Raw genomic sequence first — 14,112 nt, forward strand, 5'->3', positions numbered from 1 at the left:
GGTTACCCTCCTGATGCTATCAATTTTTCCTAAGCATACATCAAAAGGGCCCCCATTTCAATTTTCGCTGACAAAAGTGATACATTTTGTCACATTTTTCTGGTTTCTGGCATTCTTCCACGGAAGAAACGATTTCTCATTTTTGCTCTGTCAAAAGGAATCAGCGGATACAGATAGCTTTGTCCGGAGATTGTCTTATTCGTAAGGAGCGCCAGCGCAAATATAATCAGTCCGGCAATATAACCCCATATTCCGAAAAGCTGTGTCAAAATCAGATTGAGGATCCGCATAAATTTCAAGGCATAACCCAATTCATAATTAGCCTGCGTGTAATTAGCAATGGCCACAAATGCCATGGCAAGCATAACCTCACTGGAGAACCACCCACTCTCCACCGAAAATTCTCCCAGCACCAGCGCCGCCATGACACTCAAGGGAGTACTCAGCATATTCGGTGTGTTGACCGCCGCCAGCCGCAGTCCGTCAATGGCCAGCTCCAACAGTAAAAACTGCAGGATCAGAGGCACATTGGGATCCTCTTTCAGAATAATAAATTCCAGATTCTCTGGGATCCACATCCGATGATTCATAAGGAGCAGATATGTGGGTGTCACGAAATACGTGAGCAGTGCGATCAGGAAACGGGTCAGACGCAGATACGTTCCGGTGACCGGCGGAAAGTAATAATCATCCGCCTCTTCCACCACATCAAAGATCGTGGTGGGCAGGATCATGGCAGAAGGGGAATTGTCCACCAGGATCACCAGATTGCCTTCCAGCACCTGGGCTGCCGCCGTATCCGGCCGCTCCGTGTATTTGAACTTCGGAAATGGATTGTACCACTTCCGCTGGTACAGACATTCCGCCAGGCTTTCCTGATTCATGGCCAGAGCATCCACCTGAATGGAACGGATCCGTTCCCGGATCTGCGTAAGAAGTTTCGGATCCACACGGCTCTCCATATAACACAGTACGATATCTGTTCTGGAATTCTCCCCGGCATTAAGCATTTCCATATGAAGATCCGTACTACGGATCCTGCGGCGGATCAATGCTGTATTGAATACCACTGTCTCCACGAAGCCGTCCTTGGACCCCCGGAGTACCTTGTCCTTGTCCGGCTCCTCCACCCCTCTGGCGGGATAGGTTCTGGCATCAATCAACACTGCCTTTTCGTAACCGTCCAGCAACAGGACAAAGACGCCGGACAGCAAAGCTCCCAGTATTTTCTCCCAGGTATCGTCCAGATCCACCTCCACGTAGGGAATCGCGATTTTAGACATCTCATGGGCATCCTTTGGGAAGTCCTCCGTCTTCAGATTCATCAGATACTGTAATATTTTCTGCATCAGTTCGTCCTTGCAGAAACCATCGATCAGATACATGCAGGCATCGGTGTCACCGAGACGAATCACCCGGTGAATAATATCGAAATTGGTTTCCAGTCCCATCAGTTCATCCACATACTGCATATTCTGCTGAAGCTTTTCCGATATTCTGACGAGCTTTGGTTGTTTGTTCTGTGGCATAAAAAATCCCCCTTGGGTCTATGATCTAAATTTCATCATGTCCCATTCGGGGGATTTTATTCTGCTATTTTGTTGTTTTACCTGTTACTTCGTGGTGCTTCCGAAGCCGCCGTTACGGATTTCTTCCGCATCATCATCTTCCGTGATGCCATACTGCATAAAGATTCCCTGTGCAAATCCGGTTCCCGCAGGAACCTCCACGGTCTTGCCTTCATTGGAATCATTGGTGATCTTCATGAAGATATGTCCTTCATTATCTGAAAAGAAATAGTCACTGTCAATGATGCCCACGGTATTGTTCATCTGCAAACGGTATTTAAAGCCCAGTCCGCTTCTCGGATAAATCTGTAATACCCAGTCCTCCTTCATTTCAGCACGAATGCCGGTAGGAATCTTGATGGTCTCTCCCGGGGCCAGGGTAAAGGCAAACGGTGCGAAGAAATCATAGCCTGCGCTTCCTTTCGTGGCTCTCCTGGGAAGTTTTAAATTTTCATACATTTCCTTGATCTGTGCTTCCGTATACTGAGGATATCCCTCCTGCATGGCAGTCAAAAACTGCCCCGGACTTACAAAATGAAATTTTGCTATTCTGTGCATTGTCTGTTCTTTCCTTTTTCTTCTTACATTACCGGTTGAAACCAGCCGCTTCCTATGCGTAATCCCCGCAGTGCAATACCGGCACCCGTCTATGATCACTGGCCAAGGTCTTCTTCACATCGATCACCCGCTGGTTCTTACTGCCCTTCCACAGGAGCTTTACATCTTTTTCCTCCACATGGAATTCACCGTCTACTACCACATCCACATACTGCATCACCGGCAGATCACAGATGTCTTCCCAGCTGTCCCCGGTGTACATCCAGATCGTTTTCGTGGGATATTTTTCCCGGATTTCACTCATGAGGTCTCTGACATCCGCCCGGTTCACGGGATGCATCGGATCTCCGCCGGAAAAGGTAATACCGGAAATGTACGGCTTTTCCAACTGTTCGAAGATCTCCTGTTTTGCGCTTTCGTCAAATAAGAGTCCTCCGTCAGGATCCCAGGTAATAGGATTCTGGCATTCCTTGCAGCAATGGTTGCAGCCTGCCACCCACAGTACGACCCGCAGACCATCGCCGTTCAGCATATCGTCCCTGGTTATATTATGATATCTCATTTATCTGTCCATCCTGTCTCTACATACTTTTCCGCTCTGCGATCTCCGCCATCTTGGCATCGTTCAGTCTTGTATCTCCATGTACTCTGGAGTAAGACAGATAGCCGTTCATACGGTCGATCTTGGTCAGATTCCGGCTGCCGCAGACAGGACATACATCCATTTCCAGTTCCTGATGGCCACAGTCGTCGCAGTAAGCCAGAGACAGATTGACACCCTCGTAGAAGCCCATATCCATGGCTCTGTGGATCAGTGTCTTGATGGCTTCGGTATTGTAATCAATGGGATATTTTACATACTGGATCTTACCGCCGTTGCTCAGATCCCAGAAACGGTTCTCCAGATCCTGTTTCTGGATCGGCGTAATATCCTCTGTCACATGGCAATGGAAGCTGTTGCTGACATATTCTCGGTCGGATACACCCTCGATAATACCGTATTTTTCACGGAACTGCTTGACCTGAAGACCGCACAGATTCTCCGCTGGAGTTCCGTAGATGGCATACAGATTGCCGTCCTCTTCCTTGTACTCGGAGATCTTCTGGTTGATATGCTCCAGAACTTCTACCGCAAATGCACCGTCTTCCACCAGTGATTTGCCGTTGTACAGTTCCTGCAGTTCATTTAATGCAGTAATGCCGAAGCTGGCCGTAGCGGATTTCAGTAACGGTTTGATCTTGTCTGTCAGCTTCAGATGTCCACCCAGGAAACCGCCCTCGCAATATGCCAGAGGATTCGTGGACGCACGCATTTCTCCCAGATAAGCATAGGTCCGGATATGCAGCTGACGGATCAGTTCCAGATAATAATCCAGCACTTCATAAAAGTCTTTGCTTTCTTTTCTTGCCTTGGCCAGAATCATAGGCAGATGCAAGGATACCGCACCGATATTGAAACGTCCCACAAATACCGGCTGGTCCTTGTCATCTGCAGGATGCATGCCGCCTCTCTCATACCATGGAGACAGAAATGCTCTGCATCCCATGGGAGATACGATCTTGCCATACTGCTTGTACATGCTTGCCACATAGCCCTTGCCGGTAAGACTCAGCCAGTCGGGATACATGGTCTTGGCAGAGCATTCCACACCTGCCTCGAAAACATCCTCCAGCGGCTTTCCGGGGCCGTGCAGATTCTCATCATATAAGAATACGATCTTAGGGAACAATACAGGCTTCTTGTGGTCCTTTTTGCCCTGTCCCTTTCTGCGGACATCCAGCATGGTAATAGTCGCCATCTTTGCAAATTTACCGGTGCCGGTTCCTGCGGTCACGGTAATAAACGGATAATCACCACGGCTGCTGGCCACAGTATTGAACTTGTACTCCCACCCCTGGAAGCCCTGTTCAAATTCTTTCTGGACATCTGCCAGTGCCTCTGCTTCCGCCACATCTGCGGCAATACCCAGACGCTCATATTTTGCCAGCGCTCTGTTATAAGACTTCTCAGCATACGGTTCCAGGATCAGATCCACGCTGGGTACGGTGAATCCGCCGTACTGCTGGCTGGCTGCACTTAAAACGATATCGCCGATAACATCAAACGCCACATCCAGTGTCTTCGGCTCATTGTACCAGATATTGCCCATCTCAAATCCGCCGGTCAGTACACTCTGCACGTCGAACAGACAACAATTCATGGTATCTCTTCTGGCGGACATGTCATGGACATAAATATAACCGTCCCGGCAGGCCTGGATCTCTTCCGTGGTCAGGAAGAACTTCTGGTACAATTCCTTGTTCAGCTGATTAAAGATCAGGCTGCGCTTGGTGGATACCAGTGCGGAATCCGTGTTGGCATTTTCCTTGTCTCCGATGTACATGATGGACTGGCTCTTTTTGTAGACATCATCCAGCATCCGTACAAAATCCTGCTTATAGTTGCGATAATCGCGGTAGCTTTTTGCAACGACCGGTTTTACCTGCTCTAAGGCACTTTCCACAATATTGTGCATAATGGGAATGGGTACTTCATCCACTTCCAGTTCATTTACTTTTTCTACCACATAGCGGCAGATCTGCTCTTTTTCTTCTCTGGTGAATTTTGTCAGGGCACGGTACGCACTCTTGCCTACAGCGCTGATCACCTTCTGTACATTAAAAAGCTCTTTGCTCCCGTCCTTTTTAACGACGTAGATCTCTCTGTCCGGTCTGAACTTTTTGCCATAATCTTCATTTTCTTCATGGGCATGTTCAAAATTACTGCTCATCTTTCTCTTCCCTTCATCCGATAATCCCCGGCTGTTGCCCGGATTTACTGTATTCCCCTCACTTACGATAACGTTTGTAGATACCATATATGGTATCTGTAGTCATCAAAAAGCAATATATTGTGGGTGTTATGTATCAGTATAAAAAAGAATCCCTGGCTTGTCAACGAGGGATCCCTTAGAAAACTATACAAAAAAATTTTTCAAATTTTGGGTAACTTTTTATTCCGCCTCCTGTGACTGTTCCCGTAAAATATCTGAAAGCCACTGTACATAGCGCTTTTGTACCGCTTCCGGCGCTACGATACGGGCCCCCTGTCCGATACCGGCCAGCCATCCGAAGAACTGTCCGCTGACCGCCACCTTTGCCCGGATCCGGAACACTTCCTCCGACATGGGACGGATATCCGTCTCCCTTCCGAAGCGGTCCAGTACCACGCCGGTCAGGCGCACCGGAAACTCCATGGTCACCACGCTCTCCTCTCCGGCAAACATGCCGAAGGTCTGGTTCGTATAGGAGGTCACATCGATCTGTGAAAACTGTTCCACTCCTTCTCTGGGCAGATCCGTCACTTCCGCCTGTCCCATCTTGTCCACACGGTAATGCTTGATCACTCTGTCTTCACTGTCGTAGGCGGCCAGATAATAATTTTCCTCCCGCCAGATCAGGGCCCAGGGACTGACGCATTTGTTGCCGTTTGGTCTGGGCACCAGCTGCTTTTTAAGATTCCAGTCCAGGTAGACGAAAGAGATCTGCTTATTTTCCTGAATAGCCCGGTGGATCGCATCAATGCTGTAATAAATGCTCTCATTCTCCGTCTTGACTCTTCCGGCCACATAGACCTGTCGCTGCAGTTTACCGGCATCGTTTTTCCCGGCGATCTGCTCCAGCTTCCGGATCAGTTCTCTGGATTTTTTCGTGGTGATAAACCGGGAAGACTGTACCGCGTCCACCAGCAGCTTTAATTCCGGAAGTTCAAACTCCCGGCTGCCCAGATAATATCCGCCTCCCAGTCTGCTCTGCACCTGCACCACATCATAGCCGAAATCCGCAAGACATTCCATATCGTTGTAGATACTCTTGCGCTCTGCATGGATTCCCTGATTTTCCAGATATTTGATGATATCCGGTGTGCTCATTGGATGGTTTTCATCCGTGTTCTCCCGCAGCATCTTGATCAGATATAAAAGTTTTAATTTCTGTCCCGAAGATTTTGCCATGGATTATTCTTCTGTCTGTTTCTTTTCCTCTGCTGCATTCTTTTTCTTGCGCAGAGTGATTCCCAACGTAATGGCCACTGCACCTACAACCGCAATGACTGCCAGTACTACCAGATAAGATAAAAATGAATTCAAAAAGCTTACTGCCATAATGTCTTCTCCTTTTCCCGATATCTTTGTATCCCGAAACTATTGCATGTATTAGAAGTATACCAACGAAATCCCCGTATCGTCAAGTGGTCCCTTCGGATATGGCCGCCGGGGTATTTATCCATTTTCCTGTCTTAAGAAAATTTTCCGCCTGTCCGGAAGCCTTCTTTATGATCTGTTCCTCATACCCCATCATCTGAAGCAGACGGATCGCATTTCTGGTGGATGCTTTTCCCGGCAGCAGCTGATAGGGGAACAGGATATCACCGTCCCGGATCACTTCCTCAAAATGATAGTTGTCATAGTATTCCTTCAAAAGCTCCGTCATTTCAATATCATGGGTAGCGGCAAAACCAAGCGTTCCGCTCTCCGCCAGACGGATCAGGATCTGCGTTGCCGCGGCGATCCGCTCCACCGTATTGGTTCCCCGAAGCACCTCATCCACAAAACAAAGCACCGGAGTTCTCCGTTCCCCGGCTGCATCCAGGATTCGTTTCAATGACCGGATCTCCACAATATAATAGCTCTCCCCGTTTTCCATGCTGTCCCGCAGGGCCATGGAGGAAAAGATCTGAAATATCGGTGCATGATAACTTTCCGCCGCGCAGGTATGGATCGTCTGTGCCAGGACGGCATTCACCGCCACCATTTTTAAGAACGTGGATTTACCGGAAGCATTGGACCCCGTAAGCAGAATTCCTCTGTCCGCCCGGATACTGTTTTTCACCGGCTGTGACAACAGCGGATGCCAGCCCTTTTTCATATGCAGAAAAGCTTTCTCCGTATCTTCTTCCAGTTTCGGAATACAGTACCCTTCCAGAGATTTCCGAAATCCGCCTACGGATATGGCCATATCCAGGTACCCGGTGATTGCAAGCATGGTTTCCACTTGTCCGGTCTTTTTCCGCAGCTTTTCCAGCATCCGGTTAAACTGAAAGATATCCAGATGCAATATCATCCGCAGATAATCCGCAAGGATATCCAGAGGATTTCCACCAATCTTTCCCTGATTTCCAGCCATGACCCAATAGGCTCCCCGCCTCAACTCCCGCAGGCTCTTCAGTGCCTCCCGAAGTTCATCCAGTTCTCTCCTGTATACCGGTATTTTCTGCTTCTCCAGTTCTTCACATACATCGATCAGCCGTAATACATAAGCGAAGCTGATAATATACGGTTCGATCACTTTTTTCTCCCGAAAATATGTCATGATATGCCAGAGCATACACAAGACGATTCCTATGGTACCCATCGCAGGCTGTACGAACAATAACAGGAGAAATGGAAGGTACAGCAGATTTCCCAGCACAATCTTACGGTTGGAACGCTCCCCCAGATAATCCAGGTTATCCAGATAATCGTAGAGAGAATATTTTCCCAGATGTCCCAGCCGTTTCATCAACAGCTGGATCCTTACTTTTATATTCTCCTGCTCCTGCAGCCAGTTAACCACTTCTTCCAGATGTTCCAGTGCCTCTCTCCCGCAGGAAATATTCCGGAGCGTATAGTACAGATATTCCTCTCCCGCCGCAGAATAGGTCCGGTCGATCCGGCGAAAGACCTCGTCCATTCCCAGATCGTTCCATGTGATATCATCCAGCTGCTTCTCTTCCTTATGCCGTTCCAGATAGCTGCCCAGTCTTGCAAACCGCTCCAGTGAATATTCCTTCGGTGGTTCTTTTCCGTAATTTTCACGAAGATACTTCTTGAAAAGTTTTTCCTGATTTTTCGTCTGTATCAGCTCCTGCACTATCATAAATATAAAAAGCAAAAGCAATACGCCCGCAAATACAACAAATTCCATATTTTTTCTCACTTTTCCGGATATAAGAAGGCAGGCACCGCCCTGTGCAGTGCCCGCCCCCATATTCTGACCTGTTTTTTATATTTCTTATTTGTAAAACTCTTTATGCGACAATAAAGAACTTTAACAGGAAGATCAAGGATAATACATAGGTAAGTACGGATACGTCCTTAGCTTTACCGGTAAATACCTTGATAACGGTATAGGTGATCAGACCGATACCGATGGCATGTCCGATAGATCCGGAGATCGGCATGGCGATCATCATCAGAGCCACGGGAAGCGCCTGGCAGATGTCATCGAAATCTACATTCTTAAGACCTGCTACCATAAGGACACCCACATAGATCAATGCGGAAGAGGTAGCTGCCGCAGGAATGATTCCGGCAATGGGTGCGATGAAGATACATGCCAGGAACATGATACCGGTAGTCAGTGCAGTCAGGCCGGTACGGCCTCCTGCTTCCACACCGGAGGCAGACTCTACGAAGGTGGTAACGGTGGAAGTACCGGTTAAGGAACCTGCTACAGTACCTACCGCATCAGATAAAAGTGCCTGCTTCATATTCGGCATCTTGCCATTCTTATCCAGCATTCCCGCACGGCTTGCGGTTCCTACCAGAGTACCGATGGTATCGAACATATCAATGATACAGAAGGTAATGATCAGAGTGATAGCGGTAAACCAGCCAATCTCTGCAAATCCCCGGAAGTCAAACTTAAACAGTGTGGTGGAAGCCATATCTCCGAAGGCCGGTACGAAGGATGCGGCAGCCAGAGAAGCAAAGGGATTCGTTCCCAGGAACATAGCCTCTCCTGCCCAGTAGATGATGCTGGAGATCAGCATACCCAGTAATACAGCACCCTTAACACCTCTCTGTGCCAGAACAACAATGGCAAACAGACCTACGAACATAGTGACAACAGACAGAACCATTGCGGAATAGCCGGAGCCCATATTGGTCTTAGCCAGTGAAGGTGTCAGCGCACCGAAGAAGTCTCTCATAGCATAGAAAGGTCCGCCGTTCTCGGAATAGATGCCTGCATTGGAGCCTACACCGATGTTTAACAGCATCAGACCGATGGCAGGTGCAATACCGAGGCGCACGCCCAGAGGAATAGCATCTACGATCTTCTCACGAATGTTCAGTACGGAGAGAACCAGGAACACGATGCCCTCGATCAGGACAATGCATAGAGCCGACTGGAAGGATGCCACATAGGTCATTCCGGTCAGGGCTACGATATTGGTTACTACGACTGCGAAAAAGCTGTTCAGTCCCATTCCGGGTGCCATGGCAAACGGTTTATTTGCCAGAAATGCCATTACGATGGTACCGATGGCAGATGCAATACAGGTTGCCAGGAAAACACCGTTCCACAGCTCCGGCATGGTATCCTTGCCAAAACCGGTCAGCAGGTTCGGATTCAGGGCTATGATATAAGCCATGGTCATGAACGTGGTCAGTCCGGCAATGATCTCTGTCCTTGCGGTGGTGTTGTTTTCCTTCAGTTTGAAGATTTTTTCTAACATCTTTTCCCTCCTAAGTATTCTGGGAGCCATGCGGGGAGCTCCGTTCTATGTCTTCTGAGTTATTTTTCTTACTCAGTCAACAGTCTCTTTACGATCTTCTCGCATTTTGTGTAAATACGTTCCGGATTCTCTCCCACATTAAATTCTCCGTTACGATACAAAATCTTGCCGCCGATCATGGTCATGCAGACATTGGACTTGCTGCCGCTGTAAACCAGATTCTTGGGGATGTTGTGAATGGGCTGCATATTGGGCTGGTGCAGATCGATCATAATAAGATCTGCATATTTTCCCTTTGCAAGAACATCTGCGCGGTTCAGGCGCATTGCCTTGGCACCGTTCACCGTTGCCATCTTCAGTACCTCCACGGCATCCATGCTGGACGCATCCTTCTCTAACAGTTTGCTTAAGCCGGTGACTAAGAACATCTCCCGGAACATGTCCAGACAGTTATTGCTGGCCGGTCCATCGGTTCCAATGGCTACCGGGATCTTGTGCCGCACATAATCAGCAATGGGTGCAATGCCACTGGCCAGTTTCGTGTTGGAGCCGGGATTCGTGATCACATACATACGATGTCTGCGGAAAACATCCATATCCTGTTCCGTCACATGAACGCAGTGGAAACCGCCTCCGCCAAAATCAAACATTCCCAGAGAGTCTAAGAACATGGGCGGTGTCATTCCGTAGCGAGCCTTACACTCTTCCACTTCCTTCTCCGTCTCGGAGATATGGGCATATACCGGTGTCCGGTAATGATGTGCCATTTCCGACACTTTCCAGAGCAGTTCCTTGGAACAGGTATATTCCGCATGAAATCCCAGCTGGTAACTGATCAGGGAATTCTTCTTATTCCATTTTAAAAACTCCTCTTCTACCTGTTTTGGAGAAGAGCTGAAATTGTTCAGTCCGGATACCAGTACACAACGCATTCCGGTGTCCAGACAGGCCTCAGCAATAGTATCCGGTGTCAGGTACATATCGAAAATGGAAGTCACTCCTGAGGTCAAGTATTCCAGCACTGCCAGTCTGGTCAGTTCATAGATGTCCTCACCGGTCAGTTTTGCTTCCAGAGGAAATACCTGCTTGTTCAGCCACTGATCCAGAGGCAGGTCATCTGCCATGGAACGCAGGAAAGTCATACCGGAATGGGTATGTGCATTTTTAAATCCGGGCATCAGAAGGTTTCCCTTGCAATCCAGTTCGATATCCCACGCAATTCTGGGGAACTGGGATTTGTCCCATTCCTCCGCAAGTTCTTTCTGTTCCGCCACATAGGCGATCTTGTCGTTTTTTACCCATACTTCACCATAGAAGACTTCTCTGCCGGGTTCCATGGTGAGAATTCGTGCATTATATAATCTGATATTCATCTGATTGCATCTCCTCCAAATCCAAAGGGAAGTAATTCTTTTAAGGTATAGCGTTGATAATCCTGTTCACTATTTACCACGTAGATCACAAAATCATCCCTGCAAAATTCCTGCATCACCTGTCTGCAGATACCGCATGGATACGCATATTCCACCGGTGCCTCTCCGGATATTCCTCCGGCAATGGCAATGGCTGTAAATTCCCGTTCTCCCTCGCTGACCGCCTTGAAAAAGGCGGTACGCTCCGCACAGTTCGTAGCTCCGTAAGAAGCGTTTTCAATATTACCGCCAAGGTATCTGTGTCCATCCGCAGTCAGTAGTGCCGCTCCCACCGTATAACCGGAATAAGGAGCATATGCCAGTTTTCTGGCTTCCAATGCCTGGCTGACCAATGCCTTTTCTTCTGTCTCCTGGATCATCCGCATCTCCTTTTTCTCTGTGTCTATACAAATTTCTTCACAGATTCCGTTACCAGCTTCTTGAATCTGGGAGCTGCCATATCCGCAGCTTCCTGTACTTCCTCATGATTCAGAGGCTGATCTGTCATTCCCGCCGCCAGATTACTGATACAGGAGATGCCACAGATCCGCATTCCCATGTGGTTGGCAGCAATTGCTTCCACCACTGTGCTCATGCCTACCGCGTCACAGCCAAGTGTCCGGAGCATACGGATCTCTGCCGGAGATTCGAAGGACGGGCCGGTCAGCTGGGTATAAATACCCTCCTGTAAATAGATACCGTTCTCCTTCGCGGTCTCACGGATGATCTGCTGTAAGTCCTTGTCATACACATGGCTCATATCCGGGAAACGCAGTCCCAGTTCATCCATGTTGGCACCGATCAGAGGATTGGGGGCAAACACGGAAATATGATCTCTGATCAGCATCAGGTCACCGGCATGGAAAGAAGTATTCACACCGCCTGCCGCATTGGTCAGAAACAGAATCTCAGCGCCTAACAGTTTCATCAGTCTGGTGGGCAGTACCACATCCGTCACATCATAACCTTCGTAGTAATGTACTCTTCCCTTCATACACACCACAGGAATCTCATCGAGATAACCGAAGATAAATTTACCGGCATGCCCCGGTACGGTGGAAACAGGAAATCCCTCGATCTCCGCATAAGGGATCTCTGTCACCACACGGATCTGTTCCGCATAATCGCCCAGGCCCGATCCCAAAACGATCGCCACCTTAGGTACAAAATCCGTCTTTTTTCTCACACACTCATAACAGTTCTGTAATTTTGCATATACCTGATTCATCTATATCCTCCGTTTAGCCGTATTTTCATGCAATTTAGCAAATATTCTTCCTGTTTTTCAGAAAAATAAAGCAAAGTCAACAAAGGTATTATACAAAATGCACGGGAAAAAAGCAATGGAAAGCTAACATCCCATACAATTTCTCCGTGCTTCGCACTCTCGAAATTGTAACCCACATTCGCATTTCGGACTATCGTCCTCCCCTGCTCATGTGTGTTTACTCCCCTCATAGAAAGTCTGTTTTGCCTGCAGGCAGTCTTGCAGACTTTCCATGGGTGGGTTATGGAATCATATAATAATACAAACCATGCCACCGTTGCTGTCGTTGACGATCTTCTGCATGGTATCCTGGAGTTTCAGCTGGCTCTCTTCTCCGATGGAAGCAACTTTCGTGGTGATGCCGTCATCCACCAGCTGTTCCACAGTCTTGCCGAAGATATTAGTCTCCCAGATACCGTGCTCCGCCTCCGCCTGATCGATAAAATGGATCAGATCCTGAGCCTGCTGTTCTGTGCCCACGATGGGAGCGATCTCTGTCTCGATATTTGCGCGGATCATATGTATGGAGGGGCTGCTGGCCTTGATTTTGACACCAAACTTGTTGCCATGGCGGATCAATTCCGGTTTCTCCAGTGCAATGTCTTCTCTGTCCGGAGTCACAACGCCGTAGCCTTTGATCTTCACCATGGACAATGCATCCTGCACCTTCGTATATTCCTTTTTCATTTCTGCCAACTCTTTTAGTTTATTCAACAGTTGGTATTCATCCTCTACGTTCTCTCCTAACATTCCGGAAAGCATTTCGTAATAATACCTGTCGTCGATTCCTACCTGTACCGGAACAATACCGTTCCACAACTGCACCGGCTCCATCTTGCAGCTTTGAATATAATCTCCCTGCAATTCCACAGGGTGTCCCGCCACATCCCGAATCCGGTCATAGCTGTTCATCAATTCCCGGATCTGTCTTAACAGGTCCTGTTTTACCGCATGATCCACCGGAAGCATATCCATCCATTTCGGGAAATAAAATTCCACTGCTGTCAGAGGAAATTCATACAGGATTTTTTCCAGAAGGCGATTAATATCTTCCTTTTTCAGTTGCTCGCAGTTCACCGGCATCACGGCCACATCGTATTTCTTCCCGATTTCCTCCGCTACCTGTCTGGTCTCCTCGGAATAAGGTTTCTGGCTGTTCACCAGCACAAGGAAGGGTTTTCCGGACTTTTTCAGCGCCAGGATTGTCTTCTCTTCCGCTCCCAGATAATTGCTTCTGGGAAGTTCCCCGATACTGCCGTCCGTAGTGATCACAAGACCGATGGTGGAATGATCCCGCATGACTTTATCCGTGCCGATCTCTGCCGCCTGGGTAAACGGAATCTCTTCCTCCGACCAGGGAGTCTTCACCATGCGCTCCGCATCTTCTTCCATGTGTCCCGCCGCACCGTCGATCATATATCCCACACAGTCGATCAGCCGTACCGATACTTCAATATCATCATTCAGTCGCACCTTTGCCGCTTCGTTGGGAATAAACTTTGGCTCCGTAGTGGTAATGGTCTTACCTCCCGCGCTCTGAGGCAGTTCATCCTGCGCCCGCATTCTGGCATGTTCATCCTCCATATAGGGCAGCACCATTTCATCCATAAAGCGCTTGATAAATGTAGACTTTCCGGTCCTCACCGGTCCCAGTACCCCTATGTAGATTTCCCCTCCCGTCCTTTGTTGTATATCCCGATACAGATCGTATGTATTCACTGCATAGTCCATAAAAATACCTCCTGCCATTGGTGTTATATGTATATGCAGGATGCAAGCAATTATGAATTAACTGGAAAGTTAGTAAAGAAATGCTATCAAATCCCCGTA

At 48.2% G+C, this 14,112-nt stretch carries 12 protein-coding genes; all 12 read right to left on the bottom strand.

The genetic code is table 11. The annotated features are described in order from the left end of the window. Window positions 1-89 precede the first annotated feature (89 nt). On the bottom strand, window positions 90-1,529 hold the full coding sequence (locus DW835_RS13865; protein WP_118731302.1) for a spore germination protein: 1,440 nt from the start codon (window positions 1,527-1,529) through the stop codon (window positions 90-92). 84 nt (window positions 1,530-1,613) lie between these two features. Then, window positions 1,614-2,126, bottom strand: coding sequence for a deoxyuridine 5'-triphosphate nucleotidohydrolase (locus DW835_RS13870; RefSeq protein WP_118731303.1), 513 nt, complete (start codon window positions 2,124-2,126; stop codon window positions 1,614-1,616). Between the two features lie 52 nt (window positions 2,127-2,178). Next, entirely contained in the window at window positions 2,179-2,688 is a 510-nt protein-coding gene (gene nrdG, locus DW835_RS13875; RefSeq protein WP_118731304.1) for an anaerobic ribonucleoside-triphosphate reductase activating protein, read from the bottom strand. Between the two features lie 19 nt (window positions 2,689-2,707). Then, entirely contained in the window at window positions 2,708-4,984 is a 2,277-nt protein-coding gene (nrdD, locus tag DW835_RS13880) for an anaerobic ribonucleoside-triphosphate reductase (RefSeq protein ID WP_347475421.1), read from the bottom strand. 135 nt (window positions 4,985-5,119) lie between these two features. Next, window positions 5,120-6,118, bottom strand: a complete 999-nt coding sequence (locus tag DW835_RS13885) for a WYL domain-containing protein (RefSeq protein WP_022312471.1) — start codon at window positions 6,116-6,118, stop codon at window positions 5,120-5,122. 3 nt (window positions 6,119-6,121) lie between these two features. Beyond that, complete coding sequence (locus tag DW835_RS18075; protein WP_181968655.1) at window positions 6,122-6,268, bottom strand: hypothetical protein; 147 nt, start codon at window positions 6,266-6,268, stop codon at window positions 6,122-6,124. 82 nt (window positions 6,269-6,350) lie between these two features. Continuing rightward, window positions 6,351-8,069: a hypothetical protein gene (locus DW835_RS13890; protein WP_181969154.1), complete on the bottom strand. Its 1,719-nt coding sequence runs from the start codon at window positions 8,067-8,069 to the stop codon at window positions 6,351-6,353. Between the two features lie 103 nt (window positions 8,070-8,172). Continuing rightward, a complete protein-coding gene (locus DW835_RS13895) occupies window positions 8,173-9,603 on the bottom strand; it encodes an NCS2 family permease (RefSeq protein ID WP_118731305.1) in 1,431 nt (476 codons plus the stop codon). Between the two features lie 68 nt (window positions 9,604-9,671). Next, window positions 9,672-10,976, bottom strand: a complete 1,305-nt coding sequence (locus tag DW835_RS13900; RefSeq protein ID WP_118503919.1) for an amidohydrolase — start codon at window positions 10,974-10,976, stop codon at window positions 9,672-9,674. Next, window positions 10,973-11,422, bottom strand: a complete 450-nt coding sequence (cdd, locus tag DW835_RS13905; protein ID WP_334303223.1) for a cytidine deaminase — start codon at window positions 11,420-11,422, stop codon at window positions 10,973-10,975. The genes DW835_RS13900 and cdd overlap by 4 nt, the downstream gene beginning before the upstream one ends. Beyond that, entirely contained in the window at window positions 11,419-12,243 is an 825-nt protein-coding gene (locus tag DW835_RS13910; RefSeq protein WP_022312465.1) for a purine-nucleoside phosphorylase, read from the bottom strand. The genes cdd and DW835_RS13910 overlap by 4 nt, the downstream gene beginning before the upstream one ends. Window positions 12,244-12,531: 288 nt before the next feature. Next, window positions 12,532-14,001 carry a stage IV sporulation protein A gene (gene spoIVA, locus DW835_RS13920; protein ID WP_117465700.1) on the bottom strand — a complete coding sequence of 490 codons (1,470 nt, stop codon included), beginning with the start codon at window positions 13,999-14,001 and terminating at the stop codon, window positions 12,532-12,534. Window positions 14,002-14,112: the final 111 nt, after the last annotated feature.

The organism is Clostridium sp. AM34-9AC (assembly GCF_003480225.1).
Classification (GTDB): Bacteria; Bacillota; Clostridia; order Lachnospirales; family Lachnospiraceae; genus Acetatifactor; species Acetatifactor acetigignens.